The sequence below is a fragment of the Olsenella sp. Marseille-QA0557 genome (assembly GCF_965119725.1).
Lineage (GTDB): Bacteria > Actinomycetota > Coriobacteriia > Coriobacteriales > Atopobiaceae > Coprovicinus > Coprovicinus avistercoris.
In genome coordinates, this window is record NZ_CBCPMI010000001.1 from 1,221,566 (window position 1) to 1,241,530 (window position 19,965).

General features: G+C 49.3%; 16 protein-coding genes. 12 read left to right on the forward strand and 4 right to left on the reverse strand.

Annotated elements, in window-relative coordinates:
* Positions 1–90 precede the first annotated feature (90 nt).
* The gene (locus ACQY6Y_RS05650) at positions 91–750 is read left to right on the forward strand and encodes a class II aldolase/adducin family protein (RefSeq protein ID WP_428379338.1); all 660 of its coding nucleotides are present in this window, start codon (positions 91–93) and stop codon (positions 748–750) included.
* A gap of 116 nt (positions 751–866) precedes the next feature.
* Here ACQY6Y_RS05650 and ACQY6Y_RS05655 read toward each other — a convergent pair whose 3' ends face one another.
* Together ACQY6Y_RS05655 and pyk are read right to left on the reverse strand one after the other, a co-directional pair.
* A complete protein-coding gene (locus ACQY6Y_RS05655; protein WP_428379339.1) occupies positions 867–1,880 on the reverse strand; it encodes an AraC family transcriptional regulator in 1,014 nt (337 codons plus the stop codon).
* A 143-nt stretch (positions 1,881–2,023) separates the two neighbouring features.
* Positions 2,024–3,463, reverse strand: coding sequence for a pyruvate kinase (gene pyk / locus ACQY6Y_RS05660; protein ID WP_428379340.1), 1,440 nt, complete (start codon positions 3,461–3,463; stop codon positions 2,024–2,026).
* A gap of 228 nt (positions 3,464–3,691) precedes the next feature.
* Between pyk and ACQY6Y_RS05665 the strand changes: the two genes are divergently transcribed.
* Entirely contained in the window at positions 3,692–5,041 is a 1,350-nt protein-coding gene (locus ACQY6Y_RS05665; RefSeq protein WP_428379341.1) for an alpha-amylase family glycosyl hydrolase, read from the forward strand.
* Positions 5,042–5,103: 62 nt separating this feature from the next.
* Here the strand turns inward: ACQY6Y_RS05665 and ACQY6Y_RS05670 are convergent, their stop codons facing one another.
* On the reverse strand, positions 5,104–6,108 hold the full coding sequence (locus ACQY6Y_RS05670; RefSeq protein WP_428379342.1) for a 2-hydroxyacid dehydrogenase: 1,005 nt from the start codon (positions 6,106–6,108) through the stop codon (positions 5,104–5,106).
* Between the two features lie 318 nt (positions 6,109–6,426).
* Here ACQY6Y_RS05670 and ACQY6Y_RS05675 point away from each other — a divergent pair, with 318 nt between their 5' ends.
* The 3 genes from ACQY6Y_RS05675 to rsgA all read left to right on the forward strand — a co-directional run bounded on the left by ACQY6Y_RS05675 (position 6,427) and on the right by rsgA (position 11,535).
* Positions 6,427–9,120: a cation-translocating P-type ATPase gene (locus ACQY6Y_RS05675; protein WP_428379343.1), complete on the forward strand. Its 2,694-nt coding sequence runs from the start codon at positions 6,427–6,429 to the stop codon at positions 9,118–9,120.
* A gap of 150 nt (positions 9,121–9,270) precedes the next feature.
* On the forward strand, positions 9,271–10,236 hold the full coding sequence (locus ACQY6Y_RS05680) for a hypothetical protein (protein WP_428379344.1): 966 nt from the start codon (positions 9,271–9,273) through the stop codon (positions 10,234–10,236).
* 75 nt (positions 10,237–10,311) lie between these two features.
* Positions 10,312–11,535: a ribosome small subunit-dependent GTPase A gene (gene rsgA / locus ACQY6Y_RS05685; RefSeq protein ID WP_428379345.1), complete on the forward strand. Its 1,224-nt coding sequence runs from the start codon at positions 10,312–10,314 to the stop codon at positions 11,533–11,535.
* Positions 11,536–11,647: 112 nt separating this feature from the next.
* Here the strand turns inward: rsgA and ACQY6Y_RS05690 are convergent, their stop codons facing one another.
* Positions 11,648–13,084 (reverse strand): DUF2252 domain-containing protein, encoded by a 1,437-nt coding sequence (locus tag ACQY6Y_RS05690; RefSeq protein WP_428379346.1) that lies wholly within the window; start codon positions 13,082–13,084, stop codon positions 11,648–11,650.
* A 57-nt stretch (positions 13,085–13,141) separates the two neighbouring features.
* Between ACQY6Y_RS05690 and ACQY6Y_RS05695 the strand changes: the two genes are divergently transcribed.
* From ACQY6Y_RS05695 to ACQY6Y_RS05725, 7 genes are all read left to right on the forward strand, one after another.
* Complete coding sequence (locus tag ACQY6Y_RS05695) at positions 13,142–14,386, forward strand: MFS transporter (protein WP_428379347.1); 1,245 nt, start codon at positions 13,142–13,144, stop codon at positions 14,384–14,386.
* Between the two features lie 322 nt (positions 14,387–14,708).
* Entirely contained in the window at positions 14,709–15,407 is a 699-nt protein-coding gene (gene cpaB, locus ACQY6Y_RS05700; RefSeq protein ID WP_428379348.1) for a Flp pilus assembly protein CpaB, read from the forward strand.
* Positions 15,400–16,800, forward strand: coding sequence for an AAA family ATPase (locus ACQY6Y_RS05705; RefSeq protein WP_428379349.1), 1,401 nt, complete (start codon positions 15,400–15,402; stop codon positions 16,798–16,800). The genes cpaB and ACQY6Y_RS05705 overlap by 8 nt, the downstream gene beginning before the upstream one ends.
* A gap of 1 nt (position 16,801) precedes the next feature.
* A complete protein-coding gene (locus tag ACQY6Y_RS05710; protein WP_428379350.1) occupies positions 16,802–18,121 on the forward strand; it encodes a CpaF family protein in 1,320 nt (439 codons plus the stop codon).
* Entirely contained in the window at positions 18,100–19,035 is a 936-nt protein-coding gene (locus ACQY6Y_RS05715) for a type II secretion system F family protein (protein WP_428379351.1), read from the forward strand. Before ACQY6Y_RS05710 ends, ACQY6Y_RS05715 begins: the two co-directional genes overlap by 22 nt.
* Positions 19,032–19,661, forward strand: coding sequence for a type II secretion system F family protein (locus tag ACQY6Y_RS05720; RefSeq protein WP_428379352.1), 630 nt, complete (start codon positions 19,032–19,034; stop codon positions 19,659–19,661). The genes ACQY6Y_RS05715 and ACQY6Y_RS05720 overlap by 4 nt, the downstream gene beginning before the upstream one ends.
* Positions 19,662–19,680: 19 nt before the next feature.
* Positions 19,681–19,881, forward strand: coding sequence for a hypothetical protein (locus tag ACQY6Y_RS05725; RefSeq protein WP_428379968.1), 201 nt, complete (start codon positions 19,681–19,683; stop codon positions 19,879–19,881).
* The last annotated feature ends 84 nt before the right edge of the window (positions 19,882–19,965 follow it).

The following is a 19,965-nucleotide window of genomic DNA, read 5'->3' on the forward strand; positions in this document are numbered from 1 at the left end:
TTTATAGCAATATCGAGAACATTTGAAACACGTCTGAAACGTTATAGTGAAGTCACGTTCGTAGTCGCTAGAAGCGAGAGAGGAAGCAAGATGGCAGGTTACGACAACGTCCCCGATTATGAGATTAAGCGTCAAATCGTCGAGGTTGCTCAGATGATGAACCGTAAGAGCCTTGTTGGTACTTACGAGGGCAACATTTCCGTAAGGAAGGGCAACAAGGTTTATGAGACTCCTTCTGGCAACTCCAAGGAGCTTCTGACCGAGGGCAAGATCATTTGTGTTGATATGGACGGCAAGGTTCTCGAGGGCGAGCTTGCTCCGACTTCTGAGACTCCTATGCACACCATTTGCTACACCCTGCGTGACGACGTTGAGTCCGTTGTACACTGCCACGCTCCATACTGCACCGCTTTTGCTCAGGCTAACATGGCCTATGATGACCCTGCATCTCCTGAGTTCCAGATTCTCTTTGGTAAGGTTCCTTGCCTCAAGTATGGTACTCCTGGCTCTCCTGACATCATTGCTGAACTCCCGAAGTACATCCAGGACTATGATGTAGTCTTCCTGCAGAACCATGGTGTTCTCGCTGTTGGCTCTACTCCTCTTGAGGCTTACAGCCGTATCATGTCCGTTGAGATGCTGCTTCAGGTTTACTACATTCGTAAGACCCTGTTCCCGAATGCTCAGTGCGATCTTCCTGCAGAGGAGCTTGAGGTTCTCGCTAAGATGCATCAGGACAAGCGCGGCTAAGTTTTACAACTATAAGCTTGTAATTAAAAGGAGGTGTCGACTTGGTCGATACCTCCTTTTTGCTATGAAGTAATAATCTGATTTGTGATAAAGATTGTGTATTGCTAATGAGGGCTTTAGGGTGTGGGCTCCTCGGTTTCGTAATAGCCCGTCTCTTCCCAATGCTTACGATATGACAGAGGAGTAACGCCTTCAGCCTCTTTAAACATGGCGGTAAAGTGTGAGGGTTGTGGTATACCGCACATTTGTGCGACTTGTCTTATAGGTTTGTCGGTATATTTCAGAAGGTCGCGAGCATAACGAAGGCGATTTGCCATAACGTATTGTCCAATAGTTACGCCAACATACCGCTTAAAACTGCGGGATAGATGAAACTTGCTTACACCAACATTAGAGGCCAACTCTGTAAGAGGTGTCTTATCCGTGTAATGCCAGTTTAAGTAATCTACAGTCTCACGAATGTATTCTGGAACAGAATTGAGTGTGAGGCTCGAATCAACGCGGTTCTCGAGCAGAATAGTCATCATGTGGACAAGAGCATCGTTTACAAGGATCTCTCTTCGTATGGAAGTTGCCTGAGAGAGCTCAATGAGTCTCTCAAAAATTGAGCGATACGTATTGAGCTCGCTCGAGACATTGGTGAAATTATCACCGCGTTTGGTGTATTCCTTGTAATAGCCGCGTGCAGAATTACCGTTGAATTGGAGCCAGTAGTAGCTCCAGCCTTTATCAAGTGCGGCGATAGAATACTTCTTTTTACAGTCGAACCAAACAATATCACCTTTGCGCTGGACATATTCTTCGCCCATGTACTTAAAGGTGCCAGTACCGGCTACCGTAAAGAAGATGTTGTAGGCGTCAAGGCCTGGAGCATTACGAGAAAAAGGAGGAACAGTCTCGTAATAGCCAATCCTTTGAATGTAGAAAAAGGTATTAATGGCAGTTGGTGTCGGTGTTGCAATGATGCGAATTGATGACTCAGAAAGATTCTTGCGATTGACACCAGTTGTAATTTTAGGATTAGAGGTAGGACCCGTCTGCTTGCTGGGAACTATCTTTAAAACTCGATTGCCAAGTGATGTTACTCCGCGACCTTTGCTAAACATCAGAGAATGGTTTTGGTCGGTCACACTACCTCCTAAAGAGGAACAACATAATGCTACTAACGAGCAAGAATACCATAATTGGGACAATTGGCTTATTCAGCTTTATAAAAAAATAACCGCGCCATCTCAAAGAGATAACGCGGTTACCACTTAAAGTAGGTTAATGCTTACTGGATCTGGCAAACCATAATCATGTTGGTAGAAGTGGTGTAGTCACCCTGAGTGGGGGAAGTACCAGGATCACCAGCAGTTACAACAACTAAGTCGCCAGGTTCAACAACGCCATGCTCTTTGGCCAGACGCAGGGCATCTTTAATGGTGGCATTAAGCGAAGGCATCATTGTGGACTCGTAGCACTGGACGCCCCAGTAGAAGCAGCACTTGCGAATGGACTTCTCCATAGGAGAGAACGCAACCAGAGGAAGGCGCGGACGGAAGTCAGAGATCAAGCGTGCAGTACGGCCAGAGGTGGTCGGAGCAAGGATGCACTTTGCGCCAACACGCTCGGCTGTGGTAACGGCGGCAAAACCAATAGCGCCATTTACATTTTTCACGCCGCCACGATCGAAGTACTCGGTGCGCTCCTCAAGATACTTCTCACTTTCAAGGCAGATGGCAGCCATAGTCTTAACGGCCTCAACAGGGTACTTACCAGCAGCGGTCTCGCCAGAAAGCATGACACAGTCAGTACCGTCATAGATGGCGTTAGCAACGTCGTTAACCTCAGCGCGCGTCGGACGAGGATTACGAATCATAGAGTCAAGCATCTGCGTAGCAGTAATAACTGGCTTGTAAGCTCTGTTGCACTTGCGAATAATCTGCTTCTGAATGTGAGGAACCTCAGCTGCAGGAACTTCTACGCCAAGGTCGCCACGAGCAACCATAATGCCTGAAGAAGCCTCAAGGATCTCATCGAAGTTGTTTACGCCCTGGGCGCACTCAATCTTAGAGTAGACGGAGACGCGCTCAGCACCCATCTCGGCGCAGATAGCACGAATCTCTTGAACGCCAGCAGCATCGCGAATGAAGGAAGCGGCGATAGCGTCAATGCCAAGCTCGCAACCAAACATAATGTCAGCGCGGTCCTGAGCGGTGACAGCAGGAAGACCAACATTAACGTTGGGGACGTTCACGCCCTTCTTCTCGCCGAGCTCGCCACCATTGGTAACAAGGCAGTGCATATCGTTACCATCAACACTCTGAACCTCAAGACCGATAAGGCCGTCATCGATAAGGATGACAGAGCCCTTCTCAACCTCAGAAGGAAGAGCCTTGTAATCAAGAGAGAAACGCTTAGCAGTACCGATGCAATCATCGGTGGTAATGACAACCTCATCACCAGTTGTAAGCGTAACCTTCTGGTGGTCTTCAAGCTCGCCTGTACGGATCTCAGGACCCTTGGTATCCAAAAGAATTGCTACTGGAATACCAAGCTCCTCAGAAATACGACGAACTCGCTCGACGCCAGCACGATGATACTCATGGCTTCCATGAGAGAAGTTAAAACGAGCGACATTCATGCCCGCCTTAATGAGCTCCCTCAGGACATTCTCATCTTCAGTTGCTGGACCCATGGTGCATACGATTTTTGTCTTCTTGAAAGTCACGAATCGTCCTTTCTACGCTTGACTGGTCCTCTTTACTTGATTGACTCTCTTAGGAGAACCATGTAATAGCTTCTCAAGTTCTGCTATTGGCGCTATTTTAACCGCCGACGGTTGCTTCGCATGCGATTTTGCAAGTTCCTATCGGAAACGTAATAAAACACCTCATAGTGGTATGAACTAGATTGGTGCTTGCGTGCCACAGATTAGCTCTACAAAGGAGAAATAAGGATGAGTTGGTACGAAAATTCGGTAATTTATCAGATTTATCCATTAGGACTGACAGGGGCACCTTATGAAAACGATTTTGTCTCTGAACCAAATCCACGGTTGCTTCAACTTATTGATCATGGGTGGATTGAGCATATGGCAAAGCTCGGTGTGACTTGCCTCATTCTTAACCCAGTGTTTGAAAGTTCTACACATGGCTATGATACAGCGGACTATCGCATGGTAGATAGGCGCTTGGGCACTATGGATGATTTACGGCGCGTTGTGGAAGCGTGTCATGCGCAGGGTATTCGCGTGCTGTTGGATGGTGTTTTTAATCATGTGGGACGCAACTTTTGGGCGTTTCTTGATGTGAAAGAACATCGGCAGGAATCTCCGTATGTCGATTGGTTTGAGATTTGGTGGGATGGCGATACTGAGTGGCATGACGGATTTTCTTACACTACCTGGGAAGGTGTGCCGTATCTCATTAAACTCAACCATTCAAGCATGTCGCTCAATAACTATCTGGCCGAAACCATACGCTATTGGGAACATGAATTGGGGATAGATGGCCTCAGGCTCGACGTTGCCTATTGTCTTGATAGAGGTTTTCTCTCTTATTTGCGCGATGTTGCAAATAGCATCAGTGAAGAGCGCCAAGACCCGTTTGTCCTCGTAGGAGAAACAATGTTCGGAGATTATAACCAGTGGATGGGTGATCGCGCTTGCCATTCGGTTACAAATTACGAAGCGTATAAGGGTCTATGGTCAAGCATGAATGAGGCCAACATGCATGAGATCGCCTATGCGCTTAATAGGCAATCGGGAAGTGAGCCGTGGGATCTCTATACAGGTGCTCACCTGCTTAACTTTGTTGATAACCACGATGTGCCGAGAATAGCAACACGCCTCAATGATAAGCGTCAACTTCGTGCGCTGTATGGTCTTCTCTTTGCAATGTGTGGCGTTCCATGCGTGTATTACGGCAGCGAATGGGGTGTAGAGGGAGAGCAAAACTTCGGCGATCACGAAATACGTCCTGCTTTTGAGCATCCAGAATGGAATGATCTGACAGATTACATTGCTCAGCTGGCCGCAATAAGACATGAAGGCCATGCGGGTCAAGAAGCTTTGGCTTGGGGGGATTATCGTCAGATTGCAGTTGGTCCCCAACATCTTATTTTCCAGCGCACAAGTGAGCACGAGCGCCTGATTGTTGCCATTAATGCCAGCGATACGGCACAGGTTTTCCACTTCGATGCTGGTTGTGGTAAAGCGCAAGAACTCATTACTGGTAAAGAGCATGACTTTGGTGGGGGATCAGAAGTAGCTCCCTTTACGGCTTGCTATTGGCTTTGTGAGCGCTAAAAAATACTGGGCGCATCATATGGTGCGCCCAGGTTCTTTAGAAAGACGTTTTTACAAAGCCGCTAGCAAACAACGCTCTTCTCGACGAAATCTTCTCCAAGTTCATATGCACGAGCATTTTCAAGGGTAACTTGAGCAATCTCATGAAGAGCCTCATGAGTAAAGAATGCCTGATGGCTGGTCATAACAACATTGGGGAATGAGCACAGACGTGCCGTAATAGAATCGATTACCTGGTCGGAACGGTTCTGATAAACGTTGGGGCCTTCCTCGTCGTAAACATCGAGACCGGCGGCACCAATCTTTCCCGAAATAATGCCGCGGATAAGAGCCTCAGTATCAACCAGTCCACCGCGTCCAGTGTTAATGAAGATGACGCCATCTTTCATCTTTGCAATGGACTCATCGTTGATCATGTGATGACTTTCTTCATTTAAAAAGGCATGGAGTGAGATGAGGTCACTACGACGATAGAGTTCGTCGTAGTCGACATATTCATCAATTACATGCTCTTCATCAATAAGTTTTTGGTTGGGATACAGATCGCTTCCCAAAACGGTCATACCAAAACCTTTGCAGATACGGCAAAGTGCTGCACCAATGCGGCCGGTACCGATAATGCCGGCTGTCTTGCCATAGAGTGTTTCTCCGACCAGGCCGGAGAGATCAAAATCGTTTTCACGCACACGAATATATCCCTTATGGATTCGGCGGTTGGCGCACAGAGCGAGGCCCATAGCATGCTCGGCGATGGCTTCTGGAGAATAGGCAGGTACGCGTACAACCCTCATGCCAAGTGTCTTTGCAAAATCAACGTTTACCGCATCAAAGCCAGCACAACGCATGAGAATAAGGCCAATGCCAAAGCCACGGAGGATTTCGAGCGTCAATGCGGAAATATCAGAGTTAACAAATGCACATACTGCATCGTAACCACGAGCAAGAGATGCTGTCATGGGTGTCAGTTCGGTATCAATGTAGTCGATCTTGATAGTGGGATAATCTGCAAGAGCTCGGTCAAAAGAAATTTGGTCATAACTTTTAGTACCGTAAAATAGAATCTTCATGATGCGCTCCTTTGCATTAACGCTCCGCATATGCGGTATATAACCTGGTGAAGTTAATAATCCAGTACGTTTCCAACTTACATTGTAGCTACTTAGAACTTAAAGAAAGTTAACTTCTAGGGTAGAGCTGATTACTAAAAACCCATATATAGATGTATTCCCAATGCAAGGATATGTTAGAAGTACCAGTTTCGGGTAAAATTCGCCTTACACGGTAGGCTGTTCAGCATGGCAGCCTTGGCGAGCCCTTGCCCCTCCTGGGGGGAATTACTATCGGGCGTCAATCTGCTGAACAGATACAACCCAGGAGGAGATTAGGTGAAAGAGTATTTAGCAACTAGTAAATCGGTGCTAAATGAGCTTGGCACAGATGAAGAATCTGGCTTGTCGGCTCACCAGGCTCAGCAAGAGTTGGAGAAATTCGGTCCCAATAAGCTTGACGAAGAAAAGAAAACACCGCTGTGGATTCGTTTCTTTGAACAGATGCTTGACCCTATGGTCATCATGCTTATTGTTGCGGCCATTATCTCTGCTGTGACAGGCATGATTCAGGGTGAACCTGAGTGGGCCGATGTCATCATCATTATGGTCGTAGTTATCATTAATGCTGTTCTTGGCGTAGTACAGGAAGCTAAGAGTGAGCAGGCTCTTGAAGCGCTTCAAGAGATGAGTGCGGCCCAGTCCAAGGTTATCCGCGATGGCAAGCTTATTCACTTGCCTTCTGCAGATTTGGTCCCAGGTGACATCATCTTGCTTGAAGCAGGAGATTCAGTGCCTGCAGACTGTCGTGTTCTTGAGAGCGCCAGCATGAAGATCGAGGAGGCTGCTCTTACAGGTGAGTCTGTGCCCGTAGAGAAGAACTCAGATCCGATTAAACTCGCTTCTGATGCAGACGATGTGCCTCTCGGCGATCGTAAGAATATGTGCTACATGGGTTCGACGGTGGTGTACGGTCGTGGTCGAGCGGTTGTTGTTGCCACTGGTATGAAAACTGAGATGGGCAAGATTGCCGACGCCCTTTCTACTGCCAAAAAAGAACTTACGCCACTTCAGATTAAGCTTGCGCAGCTTTCGCGTATTCTTACCGTCATGGTGTTGGTAATCTGCGTTGTTATTTTTGCAGTTGACTTCCTCCGCCACGGTAACGAGATGACAAGCAACCCAAGTCTTATCCTCGACACCTTTATGGTTGCGGTATCGCTGGCAGTAGCTGCTATTCCAGAGGGTTTGGTTGCTGTTGTTACCATCGTGCTTTCGATGGGTGTTACAAAGATGTCTCGCCGTCAGGCCATTATTCGTAAGCTTACGGCAGTAGAGACTCTTGGTTGCACGCAGATTATTTGCTCCGATAAGACCGGTACGCTCACTCAGAATAAGATGACAGTTGTTCGTCATGAGCTTGCGGCTCCCGAGGAGAAGTTCCTCGCAGGTATGGCTTTGTGCTCTGACGCCAAGTGGGATGCAGAGGCAGGAGAAGCTATCGGCGAGCCTACTGAGTGCGCACTTGTCAATGATGCTGCCAAGGCCGGAATGACAGGTCTCGAGGTTGAACATCCACGAGTTGGTGAAGCCCCCTTCGATTCTGGCCGTAAGATGATGTCGGTTATCGTTGAAGAGGCAGATGGTACATTCGAGCAATACACCAAGGGCGCTCCCGATGTTGTAATTGCCTTATGCACACATTGTTATGACGGCGATCAGATCGTTCCTATGACTGATGAGAAGCGTCAAGCAATTCTTAGCGCTAACAAGGCAATGGCCGACAATGCTCTGCGTGTTCTTGCGCTTGCAAGTCGTACCCATACGGCAATTCCTGATGACTGCCGCCCTGAAGCTCTCGAGCATGATCTTGTTTTCTGTGGCCTCTCAGGCATGATCGATCCGGTTCGTCCTGAAGTTACCCAAGCTATTGTCGAGGCAAAGCAAGCTGGTATTCGTCCGATTATGATTACGGGCGACCATATTGATACCGCCGTTGCTATTGCTAAGGAACTCGGCATTGTCAAAGAAGCTGGGCATGCTATTACAGGTGCTCAACTTGATAAGATCTCTGATGAGGACTTTGCTGAGCAAGTTACGCAGTACAGCGTGTATGCACGTGTTCAGCCAGAGCACAAAGCTCGCATCGTTGATGCTTGGAAAGCACGCGGCATGGTTGTTGCCATGACCGGCGACGGTGTAAATGACGCACCTTCCATTAAGCGTGCTGATATTGGTATTGGCATGGGTATTACCGGTACCGATGTAACAAAGAATGTTGCCGACATGGTTTTGGCTGACGACAACTTTGCCACCATTATTGGTGCTGTCGAAGAAGGCCGTCGTATCTACGACAATATCCGCAAGGTTATCCAGTTCCTTCTTTCTGCAAACATTGCTGAGGTGCTGTCGGTCTTCATAGCAACTTTGATTGGCTTTACTATTTTCCAGCCAGTTCAGCTGCTTTGGATTAACCTCATCACCGACTGCTTCCCGGCATTGGCGCTTGGCATGGAAGATGCCGAAGGCGATGTCATGAAGCGTAAGCCTCGCGCCTCTTCAGATGGTGTTTTTGCTGGTGGCATGGGCATTGATATTGTTTTCCAGGGTGTTGTTATTACGCTTCTGGTTCTCGCTTCGTTCTTTGCAGGTATGTGGTTCCACAATGGCGGCATCAATATTGCTCAGCTGGTTGACGGTGTGCCCGATACAGAAGGCGTAACGATGGCCTTCATTACGCTTTCCATGGTCGAAATCTTCCATTCCTTCAATATGCGTAGTCGCCGTGCTTCGCTCTTCTCAATGAAGAAGCAGAACAAATGGCTCTGGGGTGCAGCTCTTCTGGCACTCATTCTTACGGTAGTAGTTGTTGAGGTTGACCCGCTGGCCCAAGCATTTGGCTTTATGGTTGGCGACCACCAGGTGCTTAAGATTGAGGCTCTTGGCGTAGCTTTGCTGCTGGCCTTCCTTATCATTCCTATCATGGAGGTCTACAAGGCCATCATGCGTGCCGTGGAGAAAAACAAGGCTTAAGGTTAGCTAGCCTAACGATTTCAAAAGACCATAAAGGTCTGTGAGTCAAAAAAACGGGATCTGGCATGACGCCGGATCCCGTTTTTGCATTTCAAAAAAGCGACTATCAGTCATACAATGGCGTTTAATCGCTTGTGAGGAGTCTGAAAGATGAAGTGTCCGAAATGTGGCAGAGAAATACAAGGGCAAAGGAACTTCTGCCCTTATGACGGAACTCCTTTAAACCAGGAGCTTTCTCAGAACGAAGACTCTCAGAAATCAGCTCATGGCAAGGTAAGAATTGCCTTAGTTGTAATTCTCTGTCTTATCGTGGTCGTTTCTGGCATTGCCATAACTTGGTGTGTTTCTCACTCAGGCGATAGTGCTACCGATACAAGCGAGTTGGAAGAAAGAGTAGTTTCCGTTGAAATTACTGCTGATGGTTATGATCATGATACGGGTACCCCTATCCCACTCTCCATTAGCGGAACAACTAGCGATGGTGAAGATGTTTCAGAAACAGTGGGGGTTGGGCTCTCTGATGAGATTGACCTTGCGCCTGGTTCATATGAACTAGCAATAGAGGCATCCCCACTTACGCAGTCGGGAGTGCTTTATCAGGCAGAACAAGAGTCCTACTCTTTAGAAGTTCATCCGGATGAAGAATCTTATGAAGTGGCAATCACACTTAATCCTATAAATCTCGCAGATCTTTCATCCGAGGATTTCGATGCACTTCTTGATGAAGCAACAACCGCGGCTGGTGATTTAGGTGTAGAGGAAGAGACTATAACCTCTCTTTCGGACGCTACTTCTCAGGCGTATGAAAGCGCTGTTGAAGAGCCAGCGCCCTCTACTGATTCTGAATCAGCTTCGGGAGAAGAAACTTCAACAGATACAACTCCGGAATCCACCGAGTCGAGCTTTGTGCAAACTGCTCGAGCAGAGCTTGGAGTTCCTGATGATCCGTCTATTACCTATGAAATAGGCTCTCCATACTATTGGGAAGGCGCAGGAATAACAGTTACTCCCATCACGTTTTATAAGGATGGTGTTGTCGTAGCTTCGGCAGATTGTACCGATGATGGATCACCAGCGACAACCATTCTGGGCTATCCAGGTCTGTTGGGTTCATAGCGAATAATCTGCTGATAAACACCTCTTTTTGATAGTCTAAAAGCATGAGTTCGAAATGCTGCCGAAGGGAATCATGTGGGCAAGCGAGCCGCACAAAAAAGAGATCTAAGACGAGCGCGTAAAAAGCGACAACATGTTCACGATACTTCTGAGCAGCGTGGGACAGCTGAGTTGCCTGAACTTTCTTCACTTGATGAAGTTCCCTCGTTTTCAGAGCTTTCATATAGTGCACGACAAGCAGAAGCATTTGAAAAAATATGTGAACAAGGTGAAGCGTTGGGAACACCTCGTGAAGAGTTAGTCATCGGCTGTGTGGTGCGACTTGATAGAGGGTTCCCGGCAGTACTCAGCAAAACAAGTCTTTTTCGAGCCGAATTTGCCACCCGTCTTACAAAGGCTGGCCTAGATGCTGGTATACCGGCGCGTGCTGCGGTGGGAGATTGGGTGTGCGCACGTCTTCCGCATGGGCATGATATGGGTCTTATCGAGGGCATTCTGCCTCGTGAAAACGATATTGCTCGTTGGAGAGGGTCATCAAGAGGAGAGCGACAGACGCTTGCTGCCAACATAGATATCGTTTTGGTTGTGCAGCAATTGAGCGATCGTCCAGTTTCGTGTAATAGGATTGCTCGTTCTGCTGTAGTTGCTGCAGATTGTGGAGCGCGCTTTGCTCTTATATTGACAAAAGTGGATCGAGCTACGAGCCAAAGTCTTAGTCGAGACATTTCGTGTATACGTGAAGTATTAGAAGATACCTGCCCTCTTGTTCTGACGGCTGATCCGCAAAAGCCAAACGCCGAGCAGGCGCAAAAAGCAGCCAGCAAGCTTGGTTTGCCGTGGGGATTGGAAGAGGTTCGTGCTCTTGTACCGGCTGGGACAGTAGGAATTGTTCTGGGGGAGTCTGGTGCGGGGAAATCATCGCTGCTCAATCGGCTTTTGGGTAGAGAGACACTTGCAACCGGGACAGTGCGCACTTCCGATGACTCAGGCCGTCATACTACTGTGGCTCGACGTATGGTTTCTCTGCCTCATGCAGGAATTATTGTTGATGAACCCGGTTTGAGAAGTCTTCCTCTCGTAGGCCATGAGCGGGGACTTGAACTGGTCTTTCCGGAGATTGCCGAGGCGGCATCGAATTGCCGTTTTCGCGATTGTACTCATACGCATGAGCCGGGCTGTGTGGTTAGAAAACTTGTTGATGAGGGTGTGTTACCACAATCTCGTCTTGAGGTGTACTTGGCACTTGCCCACGAGATGCGTGCATCAGCAGATTCTCTCGATCCGGATATTGTGCTCTAGGTATTTTTTAGGTTTAGCTTTTAAGCATGCTCGTTTCTACAACGTTATGCCGTGATTTCTCGCCTTGGTGACAGAGGGTCTCACGGAGATGCACCTCAAGACTCCTGGTTGTCTAGGTGGTCTCCCCAGGGAGGAAGCGCTTACAAAACGCCTGGTAGTCGGCCTCATTCTGATCGGCATAAGAGCGGGCAAAGTCCCACATGGCGTCTTCGAGGGTATGTCCATCATCGAGATAACTGGCAATAGCTATCTCATCTCCGGTACGGGCGTGCGCGTGCGCGAGAGACCACGCACAGAGGCGTGCGGTGTTCTCGAGGCTCTCTGGGTCGAGCGCGGCAAGGTCGATCGATCCCTTGCCGTTCCAGAGCTGGCGCACGTAGTAGTCGCGCGCCGTGCCGTTGACCGCCGCGGTCGAGGTCCATCCCAGCAGGAAGTCGCTCGTGGACTGCACGAGGCGCTGGCCCTCCACCACGCGCTCGCTGTGCGATGCAAAGCCGCTCGGACGCCAATAGCGCTCCACGACGGACTCCTCAGCCTCTTTGATCTGCAGGATCAGTGGATCGTCATCGTCGCGTCCGGTGAGCAGGGCGATCCAGGCACGTCTGCCCACCGAGCCCACGCCCACGACCTTGCGTGCCACATCTCGTAGGCGGTAGCGGCCGAGAAGGGAGCGGCAGTCGCGAGGGAGGCTCTCGAAGTAAGCATCGAGCAAATCGTGCAGCATACAGGAGAGCTGCGCCGCGTCGTAACCCTGTTCAGCGGAAAGCTCTGCGAGCGGAACCAGTTCCGGCGGACGAGAGTCAAACCGGAGACGCCCGCCGTCGCGCAAGGCCAGCTTGTTTGCTGCGCGCACGCTATCCTTCTCGTAAGCCTGCCTAAGGGCACGACGGACACCTCGTCCTTTCTTTCCGTCGAGCTCAATTTCGTCGAGGGTCTTCTCGACGTCGAGGTGTGTGAGCCAGACGTCCATCTCACCCATCTCGGCAAAGGAGGCCATGGCGCGGCGGTACTGTTTGGCGCAGGCGCGCACGGCATCTTTGCGTTCACCCTTGGAAAAGCTGCGGTCGCGCCCGCAGATTTCGACACTGGTCACAAGGCGCATAAGATCCCACTCCCAAGGGCCGGGAGCTGTCTCATCGAAGTCGTTGATGTCAAAGACGAGGTGACGCGTGCGGCTCATGAAGACGCCGAAGTTGCCGATGTGTGCATCGCCGATACACTGGACCTCAAAGCCGGTGACGGGCATGGTCGCGAGGTCCGCCGCCATGATGACGGCGCTGCCGCGATAGAACGTGAACGGCGAGACGCCCATGCGCTTGTAGCGCAGCGGCAGGAGGCTGGGATCGCGCGTGGCAGACTGCTGTTCTATAAGGTCAATCGCGGGAGTGCTGGACGAGCGGAGCTCCCAGGAGCCGAGTGAGGCGATGGGACACGTTTTGCGTGCAGCAACGCCAGCGCCGAGGCGCTCCTCGACGGTGGGGGCGGGGCTGTAGAGTATCGCCTGTGAGCTGGGTGTAGCGTTCTTCTCAACCTCTTCAAACCCGTCCATGCGAGTCCTTTCATGCGATAATGCCAACTGGTTCAATTGTTACACAAGGGGGTTATTTTGCAGAGCACCTGGAAGCTCAAGTTGGCGTGCGTATGGGGAGGCGAGCTAATTTCGGTGCTCACGAGCTCCGTCCTGCAGATGGGCTTCGTCTGGCACATCACGTATGCGACGGAGTCAGCGAGCATGCTATCGTTGGCGTCGCTCGCGGGATTTCTACCACTCGCGCTCTTTGGCACGTTTGCAGGGGCTCTCGTGGATCGGTTGCCGCTTAGGCGTGTGCTCATAGGTGCCGACCTCTTTATTGCCACGGTGAGCGCGGCGGTGGCGGTCGTTTCTGCGACAGGCTCGCTGCCTGTATGGGTTGTTATGGCCGCTCTTTTCTTGCGGGCGATTGGCAGTGCCTTCCACACACCGGCTTTTCAGGCGCTCACACCGCTCATGGCCCCAGTTGAACATCTCACGCGCCTCGCAGGCGTAACGCAGGCTGTGCAGTCAGGCGGCTACATTTTGGGGACGGCTATTGCTGCGGCAATCTATCCCGTCTGGGGGCTTACGACCATGGTTGCACTTGACGTGGCCGGCGCGCTCGTGGCGAGTGGGGCCGTGCTCGCAGCGCGCCTTGATGTAGGTGGTTGCGCTGCTGAGAAGAACATTGCTGTTGCAGGCACCCCCGGCATCGTAACTCAACTGCGCGCGCTTGGTGCAGAGACGGCGGCGGGCTATCGCGTACTGCGCAGCTACCGCGGGCTTTTTGCACTCCTGTGGTGCGGCTTTGTATTCACGCTAATCTTCTCGCCTATCTCGGCGCTCTTTCCCATCATGACCATTGATCACTTTGACGGCTCTACCGGCGACGCAGCCACGGCAGAGATCGTGTTCTCGGTTGGCATGATCGCGGGTTCGGCGTTACTTGCGGCGACGGGCGGCTTCAAGAACCGTGCGCTCACGGTGGTGGCTGCCACGGCACTCTACGGCGTGGCCACGCTCGCGGCGGGTCTGCTCGGCGTGGGCGGGTTCGTCGCGTTTCTCGCCATGAGTTTTGTCATGGGCCTGAGCTCGCCCTTCTACTCTGGTCCGCAGACAGCCCTCATGCAGGAGAGGATCCCGCCTGAGTACCTGGGCCGCGTCTTCGGTCTCTATGGGGCGATCATGTCCTGGGCGCTGCCGCTCGGGCTGGCGTTCTCATCCGTATTCGCGGACGCGGTTGGCGCACCGGTGTGGTTTGTTGGCGCGGGCGTTGCAATGGTCCTTCTTGCAGCCGTTTCCTGGGCGATTCCCAGCATTCGCTGGATTGAGGAGTGAGCACGGGGGCGACTGACAACTGGCGCACGCCCTTCTGCTTCGATTTGTTCTTGACGACCGCCACGTGGATGTAGGTGTTCATGATGCACGCTACAAGGCAGTCATAGCGTTGCACTTCTAATTTTTGCGCAGGATTTTAGGCATATTTCAGCGACATTATGGATAGCTCTTTAGCGCTGTAATCAGGCTTAAGGGTACCTTCTTGTTAGATAGATGACTGATATTTGACGGTTCAAATCTGAATTACTCTTTTTGACCCTTTCGATCATTTCTTTTGAGAGAAACAATCTCCCCATGCAAAGCTTCGGATTGAGGAGGGGAGATGTCGTTCAAATTTAGAATTGCTCTTTCTCTTGCCTGTGCAGTATTGGCAGCTCTCATCTTCCTTTCTTATGGCGACCATATTCGTGCAGATGCTGAACAAGTCAGATCGGAAGCCATAGCTCGTTATGGAGGAGAAATAGTTAGCATCGTTGTCTCAAATAGAACACTTGAAGCTGGAGAAACCATCTCTGCTGCAGATGTTACACAGCGTGATTGGGTTGCCGATCTGGTGCCAGAAGGCGCATTTACCAATTTGGATGAAGTGATTGGTAAAGGTGTAACAGTTCCTATCGCAAAAGGTGCGCCTGTCTGTGACTTAAATTTTCGGACCAATGATGAGCAGCTTGAAGTGCCACAGGGAATGGTTGCAGTTAGCGTACCTCTTACCGATCGTACAGGCGTCCCAGTAGAAGTAGCCGCAGGTTCAAATGTTATTGCCTACACGACAAGTGATGAGGGCACCACACTTGTCACTGAGGATGTAGTAGTGCTCAGCATGCCGGAATCTTCATCTATAGGTGCTGCTGCAACGCTTACCCTTGCCGTTTCACCAGATGCTGTGCCCGTTGTGCTTACTGCAAGTGCAGAAGGCACACTTCGGATCGTTGTCCCCGCTGATGATGTTGATAACACTGCCGGTGCAGTTCAGGCTGATCCGTCTGTCCCTGCAGTTGAGGAAGGGGAAACTAATGGCTGAAAAATGGTTCGCATGTTCTTCACAAGAAACAATGCCAGTGTTGCTTAAGGCTCTTGAGATCCTGTATCCGGTAGCAGCAGTAAGAAAAACGAATTCTCCAGATGAGGCTCGAGCGATAATGCTCGCCCAACAGCCACATCATGCTTCGCTCGCAGTGGGACCGGATTGTATAGGAGTGTCATCAATAAATTTGGCAGCGGCGGTCGTAGCGGATGGCCATGCTGATGAGGTCATCCTCGTGGAACATAATCCTTCGGGTTCATTACGGTCACGCGCTCTACGCGCTGGCATAACAAGAGTGATGAATTATGAGGATATTAATGAGTTGGTTGCTCGTGGGACGGGTGGTTCTCATATCTATTCAAAACAAACTGAGCCAGAGAGGTCATTAGAAGCTCCTGTTCCACGAACGACCACTCGGAGTGAAGTGACAGATCTTGAGGAGCCGAGCTGTGATGTCTATGTTGATTCCTCTCGTACGGATCAATCGGACAAGACTCCTGCGTCGCGCTTATCGCATGATGCAATTCTTGCGGTACCTTCAATCCCGCCTGGAAGAAAAGAACATTCAGCGCCGGTATTGGTTTTTGCATCTGGAAGAGGAGGTGTTGGCAAAACATCTCTCGCTGCTATGAGTGCAGTATGTGCAGCTTCATGGGGGCTTCATGTAGCAGCGCTTGATCTCGATTTAAGCGCGGGCGATCTGGCTCATGTATTGGGTGTTGGACATCCGTCTGACCTCTCTGCACTTTCAAGATCTTCGGTTCCAACTGCAGAACAACTCAAGACTGTTTCTGTACAAATTGATGAGCATCTATGTGTTTTAGGTCCCTGCGATCGCCCTGAGATGGCGGAACGAATTTCTCCGATCGTTTCGAGCTTAATTACCGTTTTAGCAAATGAATTTGAGTTGGTTGTTGTCGATACTTCTACTACATGGACAGATGCTGTTGCTCAAGCTGCACAGAGTTGTGACAGGCTTCTTCTTGTATCTGATGACATAAGACTTTCTCCCGCTTCGTTGGCTCGTATGGCATCGCTTGCAGTAAGGTTGGGCGTTGCTCGTACACGCATCATGCGCATTTCTAATCGTTGCGACTCGCGATCTCAGGCAAATGCCTTGTTACATAGGGCAGATATTGGATTAGAAACGGCGCGCGAGCTGCGTGTGCTTGAAGGGGGTGATGAGGTAGGTGAGTTAGCTGCATCTGGCCATTTGGCTGATTTAGTTTCGTATGAACAAGATTTCCCCGACTCTCTTTCTACGGCACTGGCAAAGATTCTTGAAGAGTTAGGAAGACTTCCCGATTGTAGCGAGGCACAAACTGCGCTTCATGCATCCGTTCCTCGAAAAGCCCGAAGTTGGTTTGCGCGAATGAGAGAGGCGGTTTGATATGACGCTTCTAGAACGTGTTCGCATGCAGCAGGGTGAAGAGACTATAGAAGTTGATGAGGATTTTCAGGACGAAATACGCAATAAACTAAAGCGGGATTTAATGGGGCGTCTTGGACTTCCTGTCGTTGCTCAAATGGCTGCAAATTCAGATAAAGCACGCGCTCGTACAGAATTGAGTGTTGCTTGTCAGACCATCCTACACTCGAATGACTACTCCGAAGTTAACGAGCGAGAGCATGCTTCTCTCATCCGAGAAGTAGTCGATGAAGTGGTTGGTCTAGGTCCTTTACAGCCATTGCTGGATGATCCGAGTATCACAGAAGTAATGATTAATGGCTGCGATTCACTGTTTTATGAGCGCGATGGCGTTATGCAACGCACGGCAAGAGTATTCAAAACCACAGAACAAATTCTTATGGTTGTAGATCGTATCCTTGCTCCTCTTGGCCGTCGTCTGGATGAAAGCAGCCCAATAGTTAATGCTCGCTTGTCTAATGGTGATCGTGTCAATGTTGTTAGCACACCGATTGCTTTAGGTGGTCCTGCAGTAACAATTAGACGTTTTTCAAACCGCATTTCTTCTCTGAGCAAACTAGTAGAACTTGGGTCTCTACCAGCATGGTATGCACAGCTTCTTGCTTGGGCAGTTAAAATGCGACAGGATATTGCGGTTGCAGGGGGTACTGGATCGGGTAAAACGACCCTTCTTAATGCGCTATCTTGTGAAATTCCACATGGAGAGCGAATTATAACCATTGAGGATTCCGCTGAGCTGAAATTTGACTCTCATCCTCATGTTATTCGTCTTGAGTCTCGCGATGCTTCAATCGAAGGTTCTGGGGAAGTTACTATTCGCGATCTTGTTAAAAATGCCCTGCGTATGCGTCCAGACAGAATTGTTGTAGGAGAAGTACGTGGCGAAGAATGCATAGATATGCTTCAAGCTATGAATACGGGGCATGACGGTTCACTTACGACTCTCCATGCAGGAGATGAACGAGAGGCTATTCTTCGCCTTGTTCTTATGGCCCGTTTTGGGATGGATTTGCCCACAGATATTATCGAAGAACAGGTGGCTACTGCACTTGATCTTATTGTTATGTCGCGTCGTATGCCAGGTGGTAGTCGAGTTATATCCACCACTTCATTTGTTATTCGCGATAAATCCGGTGGGGTTGGTTTAGAGGAAATAGTTTCCTTTGACAGTGTTCATAGAACGTGGCGTCTCATTCGTGAACCATCTTTTATTGAGCTTGGCATATCAGAGGGCCTCATTGATAAAAAGGAGGTGGGAAAATGGAGGTGCTCGCTGCCTTAGGGGTAGGAAGTCTTGCTTGGCTTGCTGTATATATCCTCCTTGGGAAGACCCATCGACGTGGAGCGCTTGGTTCAAATCAATCAACCATAATGGTGCTGCGTTATGCATGTAGACGGTTAGCAGAATGTCCTGGTATCTGCAGAATTGCACATCTTCCGAGTGTGGCACTCTTGCGTGATGAACTCAGGCGTTTTTCTTGGATACAAAGAAATTCATTTTCAGATGACGAGATTGTCGGAATGATTCTCTTTGGATTGATGAGCATCCCCGTTCTGTTCGCCCTGATTTGTTCATCGGTTATAGGAATTGGTATTGGACTCGTGGTGGCAATTGCCAGTTGCCTTGTTCTTGTCCGTATGGTTGAACGGCGAAAAGCACAAGATCTTACTCGTGAGATACCCGATGTCTTTCGTTCATTAGCAGTTGCACTTGGATCGGGACGAACACTTTCACAGGCTATTGAATATGTGGGGACTCATGAGCAGGGAAGAATTGGTTCGGAATTTGCAAAGGCAGCCCTCTCTCTACACTGCGGAGCATCTACCAGTCATGCATTACATCAGCTGGAAACCGAATTGAACGTACCAGGTATTGAACTTCTTACAACTACGCTTTCAATCTCGCAAAGGACCGGCAGTCCCTTAAGAGATCTCTTACTTTCATCAGCGGAACTTGCAGAAGGTAACGTAGAACTTGAGCGTTCATTGAGAACCAAGACTGCTCAGGCGCGTTTATCTGTACGAATTGTATGCATCATGCCAATTCTTATGGTGCTTGTCTTATCAACACTATCTCAGGAGTTCAGAGCAGGGATTTCAACAATACCAGGAATGACCTGTCTTGCTTTTTCATTATTACTCGACACCGTTGCTCTTTTTGTCGTTCGACATCTCATGAAAGGAGTAATGATATGAGTAGTGTGGATATAGGATGGACAGCACTTATAGCTATTGTAGGATTTACCTTGCCTTTCTTTCTTACTGCTCAAGAAAACAAAGAATCAGCTATACGTTTTCAAACGTTGTCTCAAATTAATATCGAACAAGCACCAATTGTTGCATCTTTTATACAGCGCAGTAAGAAACGAACAAAACAAGAACGCTGCCTCAGTCAAATGCCAGCGCTTCTTGACATTATGGGTTTAGGGTTGTCCGCCGGCTTATCTTTTGATGCTTCTTTAGATTTGTACTGCTCACGCTTTAATAATGATCTTTCCCAGGCTCTTAAAAGTGCCATGCTGCGTTGGCGCTGTGGAATATCTTCAAGATCTGATGCCTTATCGAATCTTGCCGAAGATCTTGATAGCGCTCCATTAAAGCGATTTGCCGATGCGGTAATGGAGTCATTATCTTTCGGGACGCCCTTGGCTGCCGTTTTAGAGCGACAAAGCCGAGCAATTAGATCTGAACAGCGTTCTCAAATCGAGGAACGCATTGAAAAAGCACCGGTAAAAATGCTTCTCCCTTTAGGGACTCTTATTGTTCCGGCAATGCTACTAGCGATTCTTGGTCCTCTTATGAGCTCAGCAGTCGGGATGTAGGAAGAAAGGGGTTGTTCGTATGGCAAGTATTCAAGCGGCATTTTTACAAATGGCAGAACTAATGGGAGTTGTTCGTAAAGAAAAATTAGGACAGGGAACAACGGAGTATGCGATTCTTGTAGGAGTTCTAGTTGTTATCGCTATCGTTGCCGTTATTTCTTTTAGAGATCGAATATCAGAACTCTGGCAAGCCATTGCAGATGGCATTAATTCCCTCTAGTGAGCAGGCATCGTATAAAACGAACGCATACGCCTCTTGTTTGGATTATCGGAGGTATTTGTAGTTGTCTTCTTGTTCTTCTGG